Genomic DNA, 17,461 nt, shown 5'->3' on the forward strand with positions numbered 1-17,461 from the left:
GCCGCGCCAGTCGTGGGCTCAGGGTCGGGAGAGGGGGCTAGGACTTCTTTACAACAGCCGGCTTGAGCGTCATCGCACCGAAGCCGTCAATCTTGCAATCGATGTTGTGGTCCTCCGGGCCGGTGCCGGCATCGGGGTTGAGGCGGATGCCGCGCACCTTGGTTCCGGCCTTCAGCGGCTGCTGCGCGCCCTTGACCTTGACGGTGGTGGTGACGGTGATCGAGTCGCCGTCTGCAAGCACGTTGCCCACCGAATCTTTGATTACCTGGGACTCAGCGGCGTTCTCGCCCGCGGTGTCCTCCGCGGAGAACTCGTGTGCGCACTCCGGGCAGACCACCAGGGGCGGCATCTCATAGGTGTACTCGGAGGAGCACTCGGGACAGGGGGGAAGCGTATCGGCGGCAGAAGCAGTCATGGCCAGGATTCTAAGCGATGCACGAGGCGAGTCCACACACGAGTGATCGGAAAGAGGGCGGGTACGTTGGCGGGTGTTCGGTATTATTGAACGTTCAGTATTGCTGAACGCGGGTAAGGTGAAATGCATGGAGCTGCGCGATACTCAACACTGGAATGAAATATTTCGGCGAGGTGGTATTCCCCTGGCGCTTGATTGTTCACAGTTCGGCGAATCTGCCGACGTTGTGACGCTACACGCCGGAGAGAAGCCAGAGGAGCAGGCTTCGTGGCCCGTGCATGTGGTTGTTTCCGATTCGCCGAGAGTCGAGGAGATCGCAGCAAAGGAGCGCAACCACAGCGTTTTGCTCCTGATCCCTAGCGCGACGCCGGAGCTCGCCGAGTCGTTGCGAGAGAATGGGGTTGCGTATGCGGATGAGCGTGGGAACTGCTTCATCTCAGGGCCGGGAATCCTGATCGATGTTCGTGGAAGGGCAGGTGGTAATCGGTGTCGGCGGGTGTCCTCACACTCCCGGAAACCCACTGCTTCCTTATTCACGCCAAGGCGCTCCCAAGTTGTGGCGATGATTCTGGATAATCCGGATCTACTTGAAGCGCCGATGCGTACCATCGCGAAGCTCGCGGGCGTTTCGGTTGGGACAGTCGCGCAAACGCTCGACCTCCTTGCAACAGCGGGTTATCTGGGAAAAAGTGAGCTTCACGGCACGTACCGCTTCGAGCGCATTGCCCCATTGCTTGACGCATGGGCGCGAGCATTTTCATCAGGGCTCGGCGAACACCTTGAACTCTTCCGAGGAGATGGGGACGTTGACCGTCTCGCGGCTATCCCGCCGCTGGGGTGGGTGAGTGGCGAACAGGCAGTTCCTGAGCTAGTGAAGGGGGGTCGCTCCGTCCATCTATACATTTCGGGGCAGGAGGACCTCCCCGAAATACTCCGTGCAGCCCGCCTTCGTAAGGCTGATGAGGGCGAGATTGTGCTGCGTTCAGCGTTCTGGCCTGGGATAGGGCAACGTGGCCGCGCAGGAGATGTTGAGGGGCCTGTGACGGCGTGGCCAAAAGCGCCACGCCCCTTGATATATGCCGATTTGTTGTCCACAAACCAACCTCGCCTCGTCGAGGTGGCGCAGGAGGTACGATCCGAAATTATTGACTAACCGGGGTGGAGTCGTGAATAGGGGGGAGTCGTGATGCTCGAGCAAATCCACGACCTACATTACGTCGTGGGAGAGATTGGAAAACACATCGATCGCGAGCGAATCATGGTCGTCGGAGCGCGATGTCGGGACATTCACCAACTGAATTATCGTGATCACCTTCCGGGGAGGACGACGAAAGATATTGACATCGCTCTGGCTATCGACACGTGGGAGGACTTTGAGCGGCTGAAAGCAGTGTTCCCATCGAAGGTAACTGCATGGCAAGCAATCAGTATCGGGGGTGTGTCCATCGATCTGATCCCGTTCGGAGACCTTGAAAAACCGCCAGGGGAGATTGTCGGTTCCAGCGGCTTCTCACTCAATGTAGAAGGCTTTCGGGAGGTCTTCGCCCAAGCTGAGTTCCACCGGTTTCTCGACGGCACCGAAATAAAGGTGGCATCCGTGCCGGGATTTGCAGTCCTAAAAATGCATGCTTGGTGCGATCGCTGGCCACAAGGGGTCTACAAGGATGCAGCGGATTTGGCGCTGGTCATTGCATGGTATGGGGAACGAGAGTCTCTATGGGGGAATTACTCTCGAAGAACAGCCGAGCGACACCTTGGAGACGAGGACTGTATGGCCGCCGAGCTACTCGGGGTCGACGCAGGGGAGTTGCTCGGAGAAGCGAAGGCGGAGGTGCTTTTCTGTCGTTTTTCAGAGGACGTGGTTCGCGAAAGGCTTGCAGAAGAATTGCTTGCCCCTGGCGAGCAGCGGTACCCGGTGCTCAGACGCCGCGAGCAGGTTGACGCACTGTTGGAGGGCTTGTGGTATCCGCAAGGTGGGCCAGACCTGCGAGCCTAGTAGATCACGGCGGAAGTGTTGGAGGGGAGAGCTTCCCCAAGCTACTCAGTCAGGAATTTGTCGCCTGTCCAGGCATTGTGGTTAAATACCACAGTTGCCTAGAGCTGGTCGGGGTTGGCGCGCGTTTCCGAGTGTCCGCCCCGAGACCCTTCGACAACGGTGCGAATCCGCAGTGCGGGGCCCGGTGTTCGTCGACAAGCGAAGGCGCAAAAGCAAGTGACCACGTGCGTTCAGGACGGGAATCTGACGCACATACAACCAGGTCAGGAGACCACTGTGATTCAGCAAGAATCGCGTCTCAAGGTCGCCGACAACACTGGTGCACGCGAAATCCTGTGCATCCGTGTCCTCGGCGGTTCTGTCCGACGCTTCGCCGGAATCGGCGACACGATCGTTGCCACCGTGAAGGAAGCCACCCCGGGTGGCAATGTCAAGGAGGGTGAGGTCGTCCGCGCAGTCATCGTGCGCGCGAAGAAGGAGACCCGTCGTCCGGACGGTTCCTACATCGCGTTCGACGAGAACGCTGCCGTTCTGATCAAGAACGACACCGAGCCGCGCGGCACCCGTATCTTCGGCCCTGTTGCGCGCGAGCTGCGCGACAAGCGCTTCATGAAGATTGTTTCTCTCGCACCGGAGGTGATCTAAGTATGAAGATCAAGAAGGGCGATATGGTCCAGGTCATCTCTGGCAAGGACAAGGGCGCTCAGGGCAAGGTCATTGAGGCCTACCCGCAGCGCAACAAGGTCCTCGTCGAGGGCGTGAACCGCATGAAGAAGCACGTTGCCAACTCCTACAACGAGCGCGGCGCAGAGTCCGGCGGCATCGTCACCCAGGAGGCCCCCATTCACGTCTCCAACGTGATGGTTCTCGACTCCGACGGCACCCCGACTCGCGTGGGCTACCGCTTCGATGAGAACGGCAAGAAGGTCCGCGTTGCCAAGTCGAACGGGAAGGACATCTAAGCATGGCTGAGAACTACACCCCGCGTCTTAAGACCCAGTACAAGGACGACATCCGCACCAAGCTCAACGACGAGTTCGGTTACGACAACGTCATGCAGATCCCGGGCCTGACCAAGATCGTCGTGAACATGGGCGTCGGCGACGCCGCGCGCGACTCCAAGGTCATCAACGGCGCACTCGAGGACCTCACCGCGATCACCGGCCAGAAGCCGCAGCTGCGTCGCGCGAAGAAGTCCATCGCTAACTTCAAGCTCCGCGAAGGCATGCCGATCGGCGCGAAGGTTACCCTCCGCGGCGACCGCATGTGGGAGTTCCTGGACCGTCTCCTCAACGTCGCTCTGCCGCGTATTCGCGACTTCCGCGGCCTGAACGACAAGCAGTTCGACGGTGCCGGTAACTACACCTTCGGCCTGACCGAGCAGACCATGTTCTACGAGATCGACATCGACAAGATCGATCGCGTTCGCGGCATGGACATCACGCTCGTCACCACCGCGACGAACGACGACGAGGGCCGCGCACTCCTGCGCCACCTCGGCTTCCCGTTCGTTGACAAGGACGGCAAGATGCAGCAGGCCTAAGGGCTTTTGCTTTACGACGTCAAAACCCCCTTCACAGTCCCACGTGGCTGCGAAGGGGGTTTCGTCTGTTGAGGTATCTGTTTGTTCGGTTAGCGGTGAAACGCCGTCGCGCGGGGTCCGACTAAAGTGCGCTACGACCCTGACATATCATCGGTTTCTTGTAGATCGCATTCCTTCCGCGCGCAGCGGCCACGAGGCTTTTATTACATGAGGGTTCCTAGAGCGTCTACATAGACAACTGAGTCACTGAACAAATAGAAAGTGAACGCAATGGCACTACACGAAGCAATCGACACTGGAACCGCCAAGAAGGCGGAGCTTTTAGGAAACGACTTTCCCCGTTTCGCCGTCCGCGCAATACTGGCGGGCATTTACCTCACCCTCGGCACGGCTTTCGCTGCCGTAGCGGGCAATGTGACGGAGAATCTCGCGCCAGGGACAGGACCGCTTGTCTTTGCCCTATTTTTCGGCCTCGGCCTTTTCGCGATTGTCATTCTCGGCGCTGAACTCGCTACGGGTGACATGATGTTCGGCTCCTGGGGTGCCGCACGAGGCCAGTTCTCCTGGGGCAAAGCCCTGTGGTTAATGATCGCCGCAACAATCTTCAACTTGGTCGGTGCGATCATCGTTGCGTTCATTATGAGCCAATCGGGCAAGCTCGGTGGGATGGACAGCACCCACCTGATTGCCACCTTGACTGAGGGTAAGTTGGCTAAGCCGGTCTCGGGTATGTTCCTCGAAGCTATTGCGGCCAACTTCGTGGTCAACATGGCCGTCGTTGGCGCACTCAAGGCTTCAGACATCGTGTCGAAGTTCGTCGTCATCATTCCGCTGATCGCCATCTTCGTCGGGTTGGGCCTCGAGCACGTCATCGCGAACTTCTCGCTGTTCACCTTGGCGTTTATCTCGGACCCGCAGCCCGCAGGATTCGGTGCTGCGAGCATTGCCCTGAACTGGGCCGTGGTGTGGGTGGGCAACATGATCGGCGGCGGGCTTGGCATCGGTGCTGTCTACGCCTGGCTGAACAAGACGAAGACCAGCTACCTCGACTAGGAGAAAAGCTATGCCAGCTCGCCTGCGTAGAGATTGAATCGGTCAGCGCGGGTGAAGCCAGCGAGCGCCATGCCCGCTTGGCGGGCGAGTTCGACTGCCAAAGAAGATGCGGCAGACACGGCGACGAGGGCGGGGAAACCCGCCATCGTCGCCTTTTGCACGAGCTCGAACGATGCACGCGAGGACATCACCAACACGAGGTTGTCTGCTGGGAGCAACCCATTCATCAGCAAATAACCGATGACCTTGTCGGCGGCATTGTGTCGGCCGATGTCTTCCCGGATGACGATGGGGTTGCCGTCGAGATCGAAGGCGCCGGCGGCGTGGATTCCTCCGGTTTTGCGGAATTGCTTCTGGCCGTCCCGGAGCTTATCCGGCAGGGATAAAACGTAGTCGGGGTCGAGCGCCACGGGCGAAATCGGGGCGTGGGCCTTATGTAGAAGTTCGCTGATGGACTGTGTGCCACACACCCCGCAAGCACTGGTCGCGGTGTTGAGCCGGATGACGTTGGGTGTCACCGGCGCAGCACTGTCTGCGAGCTCGATATCGAGCAGATTGTAGGTGTTCTCTCCGTCGGGGCCGACCGCGCCGGCGCAGTAGCGGGCGGTGGCGACGTCCTCAACCGACGTGATCAGTCCCTCGGCGTAGAGCCATCCGTGGGCGAGCTCGATGTCGTTGCCGGGGGTACGCATCGTGGTCAGCAGCGTTGTTCCGCCGGCACGAACCTCGAGCGGCTCCTCCACGGTGACGCTATCGGCACGCGTGTCCCGGGTGATCGCGCCGTTGTTGCGGGTGACTTTGGTGACAGCAAAGGCGCGGTTGATGCGACCCATTATTTTTCGTATCGCTCCAGGAGGGCGTCGATAAGCGAGAGCTTCTCACGCAGCTCGGCGGAAGCGTCTCCGTTGTCCCCGTGGGTCTCGGCCACGCGCCCGAGGGCGTATCCGAGGAGAAACGCTGTGGTAGGAGCGGCAGGGCGCGACGGGCCGTTGTGCGCGACGTTGGCAGTCATGTCGAGGATCGGGCCGACAGCCGAACGCGTGAACGCGGGATCGACGCCGAGCTCGCGCGAGACTGCGTCAAGCCATTCGTGGGTGGAGTTCAAGGATTCTTTCTCGGGCACGGCAGCGCTCCTTTTCTTTTGATGGGTTACAGGTGGGCGGAGTAATCAAGGTCGAACTCGGTGGTTCCCTTAATAGCGTGCGGGTTCGTCCGAGTGGTGATGCTCAACCGGTTGAATGAGTTAATTGCCAGAATGCTCACCAGGATCGCGTGGGTGCCATCGATTCCGAATGCCGTGACGGCGGAGTCCCAAAGCTCGTCCGGAACGGATTCCTCTCCGTCGATGTGCGTGATTGCGTCGGTAAGCCGCAAGACGAGGATCTCCTCCGCGTCGTAGCAGCTGGAATAGTTGGTCCAGTCCTCGGCCCTGAGGATGCGCTCCTCGGTCCACCCGTCGGTGCGCGCGTCGCGGCGGTGGGTGGTGATGCACGCCCGGCAATCGTTGAGGGCGGAGGCGCGAAGCGACACGAGGTGGCGAAGTTTCTCCGGGGTGTGGGCAGAGGAGTACTTCACCATGGGTAGCAGCGAGCGCATGCCCTCGCCGCGCAGCTGGGGGCGAGAGGGGGAGCGCTGTGCTGAGGAGTCGGAGGACTCGGCGGAAGATCCTGTGGACGGCATAGCACAACTCTAGGTGCGGTACGTGTGGTTATCCACAATCGGCCATTGGGGCGGTGAACGAGTGGTTGTTATCCACAGTTTTGCGTCGGTCGTGGGACTGCACGCGTGGAGTGTGCCTTATAAAAGGAGCACGTCGTGAGGGTGGGACTCGCTCTCTCGACGCTCGGGCTATCAGAGCGGAACGATTCACGGGGGGAAACAATGACCGAACATACGATGCGTGGGGAACCGGATGTCGACGGCGCCCTGGACGGGGTGCGGGACATGGCCAAACTCAAGGCGAAGGTGCGCAAACTTCTCAACCAGGCCGCCGACCGGGAGGGCACCGCGGAAGGAGACGCATTTTACGAGCGCGCGTTCGAACTGATGGCGGCCTACGGGTTTCGCGAGCGCGACATCGACAACCCGGACGATGGCGCCGACACCATTCATCTCCGCGTCGAGTTCGACGGGGCCTACACCGACATGCAGTCCTTGCTCCTGCTGAGGCTTGCCGACGCAATGCACTGCACCGGGTTCGCGCACAAGGCGTATAACTCCACGCGCACGCCGGCGGCCACCATCTTTGGGCTGCGCTGCCATGTCGAGCGGGTACGCATGCTGCACGCCCTCCTCAGCCCCGTCATGATCGCCGGGGCACGCCACCAGCGCTGCGCCGGATGGTACGACACATCGACGGTGGTCAAACGCAGGTCATTCATGACAGGTTTCATCAGCTCGGTGGGGGAACGGCTTGCACGGGCGGAAGATGACATCGCCGCGGGTCGCGGGAGATACGCGCTTGCGCTTATCGACGACCGCGAGCGCGCCCTCGCGCTCCAGGACGACTTCGCGCAGCGGGAGGGGCTGGAGCTGAGGAACGCCCGCAGCAACCGCACCTACGACTCGGCTGCCTTCGGGTATGGCGTGCATGCGGGTTCGCGCACCGACTTGGGTCAGGAGCGCGTGGGAGGGGCGAAAGCACTGCCGTTTTGACCTGAATTTATCCGCGCGGATGGCCTCCAGATGTTTTATGGTGATGGGCGTCACAGTCAACTCGGATAGAAAGGTGCATCACATGCAGCTGACTGGGCACGTGCGGACATGCGGCGGTGGCGCGCGCCGGGCAACGGCGATTGCGGCGGCAACGGTTCTGGTGACCTCGTCACCGTGGGCGGTGGCGGAGACAAGTTCGCTCGAGGGTTCGTCTGTGGGGTCGTCCGTGGTCACGTCGGGAGTGGTGCAACGTGGTGACTACGATCCGTTCTACGACACCTCTACCGTGACACCGACCAGAGTTGGGGAGATCCTGCGAACCCAGAGAGCCTCCTACTCGGGCATCTTCGGGGGAAACGACTGGGCGTTGCCCAACTCAGTGGACAAGATCATGTACACCACGGAAAACGCCGACGGTGAGCTCACACCGGTTACCGGCTACGTCGTCGAACCAACGGTGCCCTGGCGTGGGGCAGGGCCGCGCCCGACCCTCGTTATCGTGCGGGGAACCGTTGGGCAAGGCGACCAGTGCGCACCCTCACGCAACTGGCCGCTCGACGGCCAGCCCGATCCGGCGGCCTCCGGGCGATTCGTCGCGCTCGAGGGGCTCTACGACATGATGTTTGCCAACCAGGGTGTGCGCGTCGTCGTCACAGACCTCATCGGGATGGGCACGCCTGGCATGCACACCTATATGAATCGGGACGACCAGGCTCACGCGATGCTCGACGCCGCGCGCGCCGTCCGCACGATGGTTCAGGCCCGCGGCGAAACCTTTGGCACGGTGGGCCTCTACGGGCACTCCCAAGGCGGAGGTTCGGCGGCAGCCGCCGCCGAGGCCCAACCTAGCTATGCGCCGGACCTCGACCTCGTCGGCGCCTACGCCTCCGCGCCGCCGGCAGACCTTGACGCGGTGCAGCGCAATATCGACGGCTCCGACCTCGTTGGCGCCATCGGGTTCACGATCAATGGCTTGATTGAGCGCTACCCCCACCTCGCGCCGATCATCGAGGAGAACACCAACGAAGGCGGCAAGGCGGTTCTGGCAAACCTCTCCGAGATGTGTACCGACGAAATCATGGAGACATACGGTTTCCAAACCACCCGGGAATGGATCTCCGGCAACCGATCCCTCACCGAACTCATGGAAGAGTATCCCGAGGCGAAACAGGCGATGACTGACCAGCGCATCGGCGACGGCACTCCCACTGTGCCGGTGATGATCGTCTCTGGCCTCTATGACCGCAATGTTGCATACGGCCAAGCCAAGGACCTGGCGCGCAACTGGTGTGCCAACAACGTCCCCGTCTACTACCGCGATGACATCTTCCCTGAAATTGGCCCGATCGGGGAGTACAACCACGTGGCGCAGTCCGTCAGCGGCGCCGCTTTCGGTATGCCGTTCATGCTTGATCGCTTCCACGGGCGGCCACTCGGCCCGGACGTGGCATGTAGAAACTTCAACGGCAACGAGGGTTCCTCGGGGGCGGACTTGAGCTCCGCGCTCTCGAGCATGCCGCTGTCCAGTGCGCTTGTGCCCCCTGGTTCGTCCAGCGGAACCAGTTCCGGTACGGAGGGCTCTGGGACGATCGCTCCGTAGTAGGCTCCGCCGACCGAGCGCGGCCGGGCGGCGACGTGGGAAAAGAGGGAATTGCTTTTTCACCAGGAAAGCGGGTAGCGTTCAACGACGGACTTGCGCGCTGGCACGCCGACGCGCGCAACCGCCATACATTTGAACATCCAACTTTGTTGCAGGCCCCCCGCCGTCATGCGGACCGGGTGTAAGGGAGGCGGCGAGCGCCCCGCGTTACTTAGCGCGGGGGGCGTCAAGTAGCCCCCGACAAACCACACGGAAAACGTGATACGCGCAGCCAGCTCAGCGCTGTGCCGCCCGTATCGAGGTGGGTAGGGAACCGCAACGAGAAAGGTAAACGGTCACTACTTATGACCATGACTGATCCGATTGCAGACATGCTGTCGCGCGTGCGCAACGCAAACAATGCGCACCACGATTCCGTGTCCATGCCTTCCTCGAAGCTCAAGGTGAACATCGCCGAGATCCTCAAGCAGGAAGGCTACATTTCCGACTACAAGGTTGAGGACCAGAAGGTGGGCAAGCAGCTCACCCTCGACCTCAAGTACGGCCCGACCCGTGAGTCGTCCATCGCTGGCCTGCGCCGCGTGTCGAAGCCCGGTCTGCGCGTGTACGCGAAGTCGAACGACCTGCCGCAGGTTCTCGGCGGCCTTGGCGTGGCGATCATCTCCACGTCCCAGGGTCTCCTTACTGACCGTCAGGCTCAGGAGAAGGGCGTAGGTGGGGAAGTCCTCGCCTACGTCTGGTAAAGGGAGGTTGAAAGACTATGTCGCGTGTAGGTAAAGCACCCATCGCTATCCCCAATGGCGTAGAGACGAAGATCGACGGTCAGAACGTCGAGGTCAAGGGTCCGAAGGGCACCCTGGCGCTCGAGCTTCCGGCTCCGATCACCGCCTCCGTCGAGGACAACCAGATCGTGGTCTCCCGCCCGGATGACCACCGCACCAGCCGCGCTCTGCACGGCCTGTCGCGCTCGCTGGTCAACAACATCGTTGTTGGCGTCACCGAGGGCTACAAGATCAACATGGAAATCTTCGGTGTTGGTTACCGTGTCCAGCTCAAGGGCAAGGACCTCGAGTTCGCCCTTGGCTACTCCCACCCCGTTCTGATCGAGGCGCCCGAGGGCATCACCTTCGCCGTCGACGGCAACACCAAGTTCTCGATCGAGGGTATCGACAAGCAGCAGGTTGGCCAGATCGCGGCTAACATCCGCCGACTGCGCAAGGATGACCCGTACAAGGGTAAGGGCATCCGCTACGCAGGCGAGCAGATTCGCCGCAAGGTCGGAAAGACGGGTAAGTAAACATGAGCAACACTGCAGAGAACACGAAGCGCACCCCGGTCGGCCGCGATATCTCCTCCCGCCGCCGCGAGGCTCGCGTCCGCCGCCACAACCGCATCCGCAAGACGCTGCGTGGCACCTCCGAGACCCCGCGTCTCGTCGTCCACCGCTCCTCGCGCCACATGCACGTCCAGGTCATCGACGACCTGGCGGGCCACACGCTCATCTCCGCTTCCTCCATGGAGGCAGATGTGCGCTCGCTCGACGGCGACAAGAAGGACAAGGCGTCCAAGGTTGGCCAGCTCATCGCTGAGCGCGCCAAGGCTGCCGGCATCGAAGCAGTTGTCTTCGACCGCGCAGGCTACAAGTACCACGGACGTATCGCAGCTCTTGCTGAGGCAGCTCGCGAAGGTGGTCTGAAGTTCTAATGATCACCGCAATCAACACCACCAACGGAAGGAACGCGTAATGGCCGAACGTGAACGGCGTGACGGCGGGCGCTCCGCCGACAACCAGAACAACAACCGCAACGAGCGTGGTGGCCGCGGCCGCCGCGACGACCGCCGCAACCAGCAGCAGGATGAGCGCGACAAGTACATCGAGCGCGTCATCACCATCAATCGTGTTGCCAAGACCGTCAAGGGCGGCCGCAACATGTCCTTCACCGCACTCGTCGTCGTCGGCGACGGTGAGGGAATGGTCGGCGTCGGCTACGGCAAGGCCAAGGAAGTTCCGGCCGCGATCCAGAAGGGTGCTGAAGAGGCTCGCAAGAACTTCTTCCGCGTCCCGATGATCGGCGGCACCATCCCTCACCCGGTCCAGGCTGAGGCTGCAGCGGGCATCGTCATGCTCCGCCCGGCTGCCCCCGGTACCGGTGTCATCGCCGGTGGTGCTGTCCGCCCGGTGCTCGAGTGCGCTGGTGTCCAGGACATCCTGGCCAAGTCCCTCGGTTCCGACAACGCTCTCAACGTGGTCCAGGCGACTGTCGCCGGCCTCAAGGAGCTTGTCCGCCCCGAGGAGATCGCTGCCAAGCGCGGCAAGTCCGTCGAGGACGTCGCTCCGGCTCGTATGCTGCGCGCCCGCGCAGGACAGGAGGCGTAAGACAATGGCACTGAAGATTACGTTGCACCACGGCAAGGTTGGCGAGAAGCCGACTACCCGTAAGAACCTCGAGGCTCTGGGTCTGCGCAAGATCGGCCAGTCGGTCATCAAGCAGGACAACTCCGCTACCCGCGGCCAGATCCTCAAGGTGCGCCACCTCGTCACCGTTGAAGAAGTTGCAGGGGAGTAGAGACAACATGGCTGACATCATCAAGCTCCATGATCTGCGCCCGGCAAAGGGCGCTAACAAGGCCAAGACCCGCGTCGGACGCGGTGAGGCATCCAAGGGTAAGACCGCAGGCCGCGGTACCAAGGGCACCGGCGCTCGCAAGCAGGTTCACGCTGCTTTCGAGGGTGGCCAGATGCCGCTGCACATGCGTCTGCCGAAGCTCAAGGGCTTCAAGAACCCGAACCGCGTCGAGTACCAGGTGGTGAACGTGGCCGACCTCGGCGAGAAGTTCCCCAACGGCGGCGCCGTGTCCATCGAGGACATCGTCGCAGCTGGCCTGGTTCGCAAGAACCAGCCGGTCAAGGTTCTCGGCAACGGCGACCTGAGCGTCAAGCTCGACGTCACCGCGAACAAATTCTCCAAGTCCGCTGTGGAGAAGATCGAGGCTGCAGGTGGCTCTGTCACCGAGGCTTAATCTTCACGCACACTAGCGCGAAGAACTAACGGGCCACCTCCCGCTCCGGGAGGTGGCCCGTTTTCGTTATTTCGTTTGCCGGGGCGTATCGAGCGCTCACCGGCGACCTCCTACTGGCCCAGCTCCTTGCGCCGCTCCATAGCCACTTTCAGCCGCTCGGCGCGCCGTTCTTTTTCAGCTTCATTGAGCTCATCGTAGATTTCTTCGGCGTCGTCATCGAGGCCGTAGACCCATCTCACACCGGCTGACAAGAGCCCGGCAATCGGAAGGACAACCCAAAACGCGGACCAGTTGAACACGAAAAGGCCGAGGAAGAACAGTGCCATCGTGGCCGTCCAGATCACCGCGTCGGCTCTCTGGACACGCTTGCCCTGTTGGATTATCTGGTCGAGCTCGGCTTCGGCATCCGAAGAAACTGCAGAGCGCTCGGGGTGCTTGGACTCGCTGTCACCGGGGACGGCGCGGTCAGATAAGACCTCCGCGGGCATATCCGCAAAGACCGGAACCAAGTCGGAAGCGTGGGTAGAGCGCACGACGACAGCTGTGCGCGCGTCAAACTCATGGACATCGAGGTATCCATTCGTAAACAGCTCGGTCAGGCGGTCTAGCGCTGCTGACCGCTCTGAATCTCCGATGCGCTTGTCTGGCGTCTTTTCCATGGGTTCTCCTTAGCGCATTGTGATGCGGCGGATAGGTATCCGCACCCTCGCAGGCTGTCAAAGTGGGTCTCGTGTCACGATCTACCCACTCCGTCGCGTCAATGTGCGCAGGCAGAGCGGGGGTGCGTTTGGTGGAATGTCATCCACGCTACTACGCCCCCGCCAGCTGGGCTGGTAGGCTGTCAGGGTCAAACTCTGTCCTGAGTGTGGCGCCTGCCGCGCGCGCTCGGGTAGAACGTGTCCACAACCTTCGGGGCGCTGCGCGCCCGGAAGCCAGGAGGCTTTGTGTCCGCTATCGCTCAGGCGTTTAAAGACCCGGATCTTCGCAAGAAGATCCTGATCTCCATCGCGCTGATCATCCTGTACAGAATTGGTGCCCAGGTCCCCACCCCGGGTGTCGACTACGCTGCCATTGCCAGCCGTCTCAACGACATCTCCCAGGGGGAGAACGCGACGATGTTCTCCATCATCGGCCTGTTCTCGGGCGGTGCCCTACTGCAGCTATCGATTTTCGCCATCGGCATCATGCCCTACATCACGGCGTCGATCATCGTGCAGCTGCTCACCGTCGTCATCCCACGGTTCGAGGAGCTGAAGAAGGAGGGGCAGTCGGGTCAGGCAAAGATGACCCAGTACACCCGCTACCTCACCGTCGGGTTGGCGCTTTTGCAGTCGTCCGGCATCGTAGCGCTGGCCGACCGCGAGCAGCTGCTCGGCCAGGGCGTGCCGGTGCTGATCGAGGACCGCAACATCTGGACGCTCATCATGATGATCATCGTGATGACCTCCGGTGCGGTCCTCATCATGTGGCTCGGTGAGATCATCACCGAGCGCGGTGTGGGAAACGGTATGTCGCTGCTCATCTTCGCCGGTATTGCGACCCAGATCCCGTCGCAAGGCGCGACCATCCTGTCCCAGTCGGGTGGGGTGACCTTCGCGCTCGTGCTCGCGGCTGTCATTGTGCTCGTCGTTGGCATCATCTTCGTGGAGCAGGGGCAGCGCCGTATTCCGGTGCAGTACGCGAAGCGCATGGTGGGCCGCCGCCAGTACGGTGGCTCCTCCACCTACCTGCCGCTGAAGGTCAACCAAGCCGGTGTTATCCCGGTGATCTTCGCGTCCTCGCTGATGTACGTTCCGGTCCTGATCACCCAGATCGTAACCATGAACGACCAGACCCCGGCAGACAACTGGTGGATGAACAACGTCATGGCGTGGCTGCAGAACCCCGGTTCGTGGCAGTACATCGTGTTCTACTTCGCCATGATCATCTTCTTCTCGTTCTTCTACGTCTCGATCCAGTACGACCCGGCCGAGCAGGCAGACAACATGAAGCGCTACGGCGGCTTCATCCCGGGCATTCGCCCCGGACGCCCGACGGCGCAGTACCTCGGATTCGTCATGAACCGACTCCTGTTCGTCGGCGCGCTCTACCTTGGCGTGATCGCGATTCTGCCGAACCTCGCGCTGGACGCCGGCATCGGCGGATCCGGTCAAATGGGCATGACCGCGTTCGGTGGTACGGCTATTCTGATTATGGTGTCCGTGGCCCTGACCACGGTCAAGCAAATTGAATCCCAACTCCTGCAATCCAACTACGAAGGACTACTGCGATAATGCGTCTCGTACTTCTTGGCCCTCCCGGCGCCGGCAAGGGAACCCAGGCAACCATCCTTGCTGAAAAGCTCGGTGTGCCCCACATCTCCACCGGTGATCTGTTCCGCGCAAACATCGGGGAGGGAACCCCCCTCGGTGTGGAGGCGAAGGGATACATCGACGCTGGCAAGCTGGTCCCGACCGACGTGACTGCACGCATGGTCGAGGCTCGCCTCAATGAGGTTGATGCTGAGAACGGGTTCCTTCTCGACGGCTTCCCCCGCACAGTCGAGCAGGCCGACATCCTCGCCGAGCTCTTGGCTAGGAAGGGCGTCGCCCTCGACGGCGTGCTCAACTTCAACGTGGACGAGGACGTCGTGGTGGAGCGCATGCTTGCCCGCGGCCGCGCCGACGACAACGAGGAGACCATCCGCACCCGTCTCGGTGTCTACCGCGACGAGACAGCGCCTCTGATTGCGCACTACGGTGACGCGATCATCACCATCGACGCGGAAGGCGACGTTGACGAGGTCAACGCCCGCGCGATGGAGAGGCTCACACACAAGTAGGGTCCCGCACCCTCATGCCGGCGCTGCCTGATGGACGCGCCGGTTTTTCCATTCGTTCCACGCCCACAGAAAGGGAGGGGTCATGGCTTTTCGACGCCGGACCATCGCCGCGAAAACACCCGCGGAACTCGACGCCATGGAGGCCGCAGGTCGCATTGTCGGCCAGGCACTCGTAGAGGTGAAGGCTGCCGCTCGCCCGGGCGTGTCCACACTCGACCTGGACCGGGTGGCGGAGGAGGTCATCCGCAGCAACGGTGCGGTGCCCACGTTCCTGGGCTACCAGGGCTTCACCGGCTCGATCTGCGCCTCGGTCAATGACGTCGTGGTCCACGGCATCCCCAGCGCGGATGTGGTGCTCAAGGACGGGGATTTGGTCTCCATCGATTGCGGCGCGACCTTTGAGGGTTGGGTCGGGGATTCGGCGTGGTCGTTCGGGGTGGGGCAGTTGGAGGATGACGTCGATAAGCTCAATCGCGCAACCGAGTGGGTGCTGGCTGAGGGGATGAAGGCGATGATCCCGGGAAACCGGCTGACAGACGTCTCTCACGCCCTGGAAATGGCGACGTACGCTGCCGAGGAAAAGTTCGGCATCGCGCTCGGCATCCTCGACGGATACGGCGGGCACGGCATCGGCCGCACGATGCACGAAGACCCGTTCCTCGCCAACGAGGGCAAACCCCGCAAGGGGCCGACGATCCAGGAAGGCTCGGTGCTTGCGATCGAGCCAATGCTGATTCTTGGGGGAGAAACCGACAGCGAGGTGCTTGACGACGGCTGGACTGTCGTCACCGTCGACAATTCGCCTGCCGCCCACTGGGAGCACACCGTGGCCGCGACGGCGGAGGGCCCGCGGATTCTCACACCTCGGCCCTAGTGCGGCGCGTCGTGCGTCCACGCTCAGCGAAATCCACGCCAACGGTTATACTTTTGCTATGTCGTATACTCCGCGCCACGCCAAGCCTTCCGCAATGAAGCGTCGTGTGAGCTCCGTTGCCGCCGCTACCGGCGTGACTGCTGCTCTGATCGCCGCCCCCTTCGCCACCCCGACGGCTGCTGCCCAGGAGTCGAACCCGCTGGCACAGCTCAGCTCCGGCTCGTCCAGCCTGGACGCCTTCACTAACCAGGTGAACTCCTCCTTCGAAGGCATCTCGAGCTCCCAGCAGGCCGGTGCGCGTGACTCGGCGTGGGCCACCCGCGCCGCGTTGCTGCAGCAGGCTGAGGCTCTCTCCGCCCTCAGCCCGCAGCTGGCGGCCCAGGCGAAGACCGCCGTCGACCAGGCCGTCGAGGCATTCTTCCCCGGCCTGATCGCCGAGCGCACCGCGCCGGCACCGGCACCCGCGCCGGCACCGGCCCCTGTGCAGGCCGCGCCGGCTCCCGCTCCGGCCGCGCCCGCTTTCGACTACGGCCCCTGCCCGAAGGACGCCAAGGCATGCGTCGACGTTGATGGTCGCCGCTCCTGGCTGCAGTCCAACGGTCAGGTCTACCACCAGGCCACAAACATCGGCCCCGGTCGCGCAGGTTACGAGACCCCGCGCGGGACCTTCTACGTCAACCGCAAGGTCAAGGACGAGATCTCCTGGGAGTTCAACAACGCCCCGATGCCGTACGCGACGTACTTCACCAACAACGGTGTCGCGTTCCACCAGGGCGACCCGAGCATTCTCTCCCACGGCTGCATCCGCATGTACCGCGGCGATGCAGAGCGCTACTTCAACGACCTGCAGATCGGTGACAAGGTGTACGTCTACTAGACGTATCCGCCCGAATCCACCCGGTCTCTCAGCCCCTTTTCCGCCTTGTCAGGCAGGAAAGGGGTTTGTTTTTTCCCAGGTGAACAGATAGACTCGCCTCTTGGTGTCTTTCCGGACGGCTCACCCTGCCCGGATTGCCCAAGGTAGCAGTACGTAATTCAGTAAGCACCGTGGAAATTTCCTCGGTGTCGTAGGAAGTGGAGTGTATGGCTAAAGAAGGCGCAATTGAGGTTGAGGGCCGCATCGTCGAGCCCTTGAAGAACGCGATGTTCCGTGTCGAACTCGACAATGGACACGAAGTCCTTGCCCACATCAGTGGCAAGATGCGCCAGCACTACATCCGCATCCTCCCGGAAGACCGGGTCATCGTGGAGCTGTCTCCCTACGACCTGGACCGCGGACGCATTACTTACCGCTACAAGTAAGAGACCAAGCCTCCCTTCCCAAGGCACGCCCCTCGTTTTTTAAGTGGGGCAGCGCCCACAACCTCCGGTCACGGTGGCCGGAGCCGCGCGTAACCACGGCCCATCATCCGGCTCGGACCGGGTAAAGCGCCGCGTGGCGTGGACGGGTGGGGAGAAAACCACCGTAAAAACCTGAAAGGCA

Annotated in this window: 24 protein-coding genes; 19 read left to right on the top strand and 5 right to left on the bottom strand. The window is 61.9% G+C overall.

Going from position 1 to position 17,461, the window contains the following annotated elements; all coding sequences use genetic code 11:
• Window positions 1-37: 37 nt before the first annotated feature.
• Window positions 38-415: a zinc ribbon domain-containing protein YjdM gene (locus tag VVR41_RS02570; RefSeq protein WP_321103964.1), complete on the bottom strand. Its 378-nt coding sequence runs from the start codon at window positions 413-415 to the stop codon at window positions 38-40.
• Window positions 416-542: 127 nt separating this feature from the next.
• Here VVR41_RS02570 and VVR41_RS02575 point away from each other — a divergent pair, with 127 nt between their 5' ends.
• The 6 genes from VVR41_RS02575 to VVR41_RS02600 all read left to right on the top strand — a co-directional run bounded on the left by VVR41_RS02575 (window position 543) and on the right by VVR41_RS02600 (window position 5,007).
• Window positions 543-1,568, top strand: a complete 1,026-nt coding sequence (locus tag VVR41_RS02575; RefSeq protein ID WP_368523471.1) for a type IV toxin-antitoxin system AbiEi family antitoxin — start codon at window positions 543-545, stop codon at window positions 1,566-1,568.
• Between the two features lie 33 nt (window positions 1,569-1,601).
• Window positions 1,602-2,411: a nucleotidyl transferase AbiEii/AbiGii toxin family protein gene (locus VVR41_RS02580; protein WP_368523515.1), complete on the top strand. Its 810-nt coding sequence runs from the start codon at window positions 1,602-1,604 to the stop codon at window positions 2,409-2,411.
• 276 nt (window positions 2,412-2,687) lie between these two features.
• A complete protein-coding gene (gene rplN, locus VVR41_RS02585) occupies window positions 2,688-3,056 on the top strand; it encodes a 50S ribosomal protein L14 (protein ID WP_321103961.1) in 369 nt (122 codons plus the stop codon).
• Between the two features lie 2 nt (window positions 3,057-3,058).
• A complete protein-coding gene (gene rplX, locus VVR41_RS02590) occupies window positions 3,059-3,373 on the top strand; it encodes a 50S ribosomal protein L24 (RefSeq protein WP_321103960.1) in 315 nt (104 codons plus the stop codon).
• A 2-nt stretch (window positions 3,374-3,375) separates the two neighbouring features.
• A complete protein-coding gene (gene rplE, locus VVR41_RS02595) occupies window positions 3,376-3,954 on the top strand; it encodes a 50S ribosomal protein L5 (RefSeq protein WP_321103959.1) in 579 nt (192 codons plus the stop codon).
• A 270-nt stretch (window positions 3,955-4,224) separates the two neighbouring features.
• Window positions 4,225-5,007 (top strand): formate/nitrite transporter family protein, encoded by a 783-nt coding sequence (locus VVR41_RS02600; RefSeq protein WP_368523472.1) that lies wholly within the window; start codon window positions 4,225-4,227, stop codon window positions 5,005-5,007.
• An 8-nt stretch (window positions 5,008-5,015) separates the two neighbouring features.
• Here VVR41_RS02600 and fdhD read toward each other — a convergent pair whose 3' ends face one another.
• Genes fdhD through VVR41_RS02615 form a run of 3 tightly spaced genes read right to left on the bottom strand, consistent with a single transcriptional unit; the run spans window position 5,016 to window position 6,687 of the window.
• Window positions 5,016-5,843 (bottom strand): formate dehydrogenase accessory sulfurtransferase FdhD, encoded by an 828-nt coding sequence (gene fdhD / locus VVR41_RS02605; protein ID WP_368523516.1) that lies wholly within the window; start codon window positions 5,841-5,843, stop codon window positions 5,016-5,018.
• Window positions 5,840-6,130 (bottom strand): DUF6457 domain-containing protein, encoded by a 291-nt coding sequence (locus VVR41_RS02610; RefSeq protein WP_368523473.1) that lies wholly within the window; start codon window positions 6,128-6,130, stop codon window positions 5,840-5,842. Before VVR41_RS02610 ends, fdhD begins: the two co-directional genes overlap by 4 nt.
• A 26-nt stretch (window positions 6,131-6,156) precedes the next feature.
• The gene (locus VVR41_RS02615) at window positions 6,157-6,687 is read right to left on the bottom strand and encodes a carboxymuconolactone decarboxylase family protein (protein ID WP_368523474.1); all 531 of its coding nucleotides are present in this window, start codon (window positions 6,685-6,687) and stop codon (window positions 6,157-6,159) included.
• 201 nt (window positions 6,688-6,888) lie between these two features.
• On the opposite strand from VVR41_RS02615, the gene VVR41_RS02620 reads away from it, so the two are divergent.
• The 8 genes from VVR41_RS02620 (at window position 6,889) to rplO (ending at window position 12,283) form a co-directional block, all read left to right on the top strand.
• Window positions 6,889-7,662, top strand: a complete 774-nt coding sequence (locus VVR41_RS02620) for a DUF2786 domain-containing protein (RefSeq protein WP_368523475.1) — start codon at window positions 6,889-6,891, stop codon at window positions 7,660-7,662.
• Between the two features lie 82 nt (window positions 7,663-7,744).
• Window positions 7,745-9,262 (top strand): lipase family protein, encoded by a 1,518-nt coding sequence (locus tag VVR41_RS02625; protein WP_368523476.1) that lies wholly within the window; start codon window positions 7,745-7,747, stop codon window positions 9,260-9,262.
• Between the two features lie 344 nt (window positions 9,263-9,606).
• Complete coding sequence (gene rpsH, locus VVR41_RS02630) at window positions 9,607-10,005, top strand: 30S ribosomal protein S8 (RefSeq protein ID WP_321103163.1); 399 nt, start codon at window positions 9,607-9,609, stop codon at window positions 10,003-10,005.
• Between the two features lie 17 nt (window positions 10,006-10,022).
• Entirely contained in the window at window positions 10,023-10,559 is a 537-nt protein-coding gene (gene rplF, locus VVR41_RS02635) for a 50S ribosomal protein L6 (protein WP_368523477.1), read from the top strand.
• 2 nt (window positions 10,560-10,561) lie between these two features.
• Entirely contained in the window at window positions 10,562-10,966 is a 405-nt protein-coding gene (rplR, locus tag VVR41_RS02640) for a 50S ribosomal protein L18 (protein WP_321103160.1), read from the top strand.
• A 40-nt stretch (window positions 10,967-11,006) separates the two neighbouring features.
• Window positions 11,007-11,639 carry a 30S ribosomal protein S5 gene (gene rpsE, locus VVR41_RS02645; RefSeq protein WP_368523478.1) on the top strand — a complete coding sequence of 211 codons (633 nt, stop codon included), beginning with the start codon at window positions 11,007-11,009 and terminating at the stop codon, window positions 11,637-11,639.
• A gap of 4 nt (window positions 11,640-11,643) precedes the next feature.
• Window positions 11,644-11,829, top strand: a complete 186-nt coding sequence (gene rpmD / locus VVR41_RS02650; protein WP_321103158.1) for a 50S ribosomal protein L30 — start codon at window positions 11,644-11,646, stop codon at window positions 11,827-11,829.
• Window positions 11,830-11,836: 7 nt separating this feature from the next.
• Window positions 11,837-12,283: a 50S ribosomal protein L15 gene (gene rplO / locus VVR41_RS02655; protein ID WP_321103156.1), complete on the top strand. Its 447-nt coding sequence runs from the start codon at window positions 11,837-11,839 to the stop codon at window positions 12,281-12,283.
• A 110-nt stretch (window positions 12,284-12,393) separates the two neighbouring features.
• Here rplO and VVR41_RS02660 read toward each other — a convergent pair whose 3' ends face one another.
• Complete coding sequence (locus VVR41_RS02660; RefSeq protein ID WP_368523479.1) at window positions 12,394-12,942, bottom strand: DUF1707 domain-containing protein; 549 nt, start codon at window positions 12,940-12,942, stop codon at window positions 12,394-12,396.
• 285 nt (window positions 12,943-13,227) lie between these two features.
• Here VVR41_RS02660 and secY point away from each other — a divergent pair, with 285 nt between their 5' ends.
• The 5 genes from secY to infA all read left to right on the top strand — a co-directional run bounded on the left by secY (window position 13,228) and on the right by infA (window position 17,280).
• Window positions 13,228-14,556 carry a preprotein translocase subunit SecY gene (secY, locus tag VVR41_RS02665; protein WP_368523480.1) on the top strand — a complete coding sequence of 443 codons (1,329 nt, stop codon included), beginning with the start codon at window positions 13,228-13,230 and terminating at the stop codon, window positions 14,554-14,556.
• Window positions 14,556-15,104, top strand: a complete 549-nt coding sequence (locus VVR41_RS02670; RefSeq protein WP_368523481.1) for an adenylate kinase — start codon at window positions 14,556-14,558, stop codon at window positions 15,102-15,104. Before secY ends, VVR41_RS02670 begins: the two co-directional genes overlap by 1 nt.
• An 82-nt stretch (window positions 15,105-15,186) precedes the next feature.
• Window positions 15,187-15,978, top strand: a complete 792-nt coding sequence (gene map / locus VVR41_RS02675) for a type I methionyl aminopeptidase (protein ID WP_368523482.1) — start codon at window positions 15,187-15,189, stop codon at window positions 15,976-15,978.
• 58 nt (window positions 15,979-16,036) lie between these two features.
• Window positions 16,037-16,855, top strand: a complete 819-nt coding sequence (locus tag VVR41_RS02680) for a L,D-transpeptidase (RefSeq protein WP_368523483.1) — start codon at window positions 16,037-16,039, stop codon at window positions 16,853-16,855.
• A 206-nt stretch (window positions 16,856-17,061) separates the two neighbouring features.
• On the top strand, window positions 17,062-17,280 hold the full coding sequence (gene infA / locus VVR41_RS02685) for a translation initiation factor IF-1 (protein ID WP_018017508.1): 219 nt from the start codon (window positions 17,062-17,064) through the stop codon (window positions 17,278-17,280).
• The last annotated feature ends 181 nt before the right edge of the window (window positions 17,281-17,461 follow it).

The organism is Corynebacterium sp. LK2510, assembly GCF_040946405.1.
In the GTDB taxonomy this organism is placed as follows: domain Bacteria; phylum Actinomycetota; class Actinomycetes; order Mycobacteriales; family Mycobacteriaceae; genus Corynebacterium.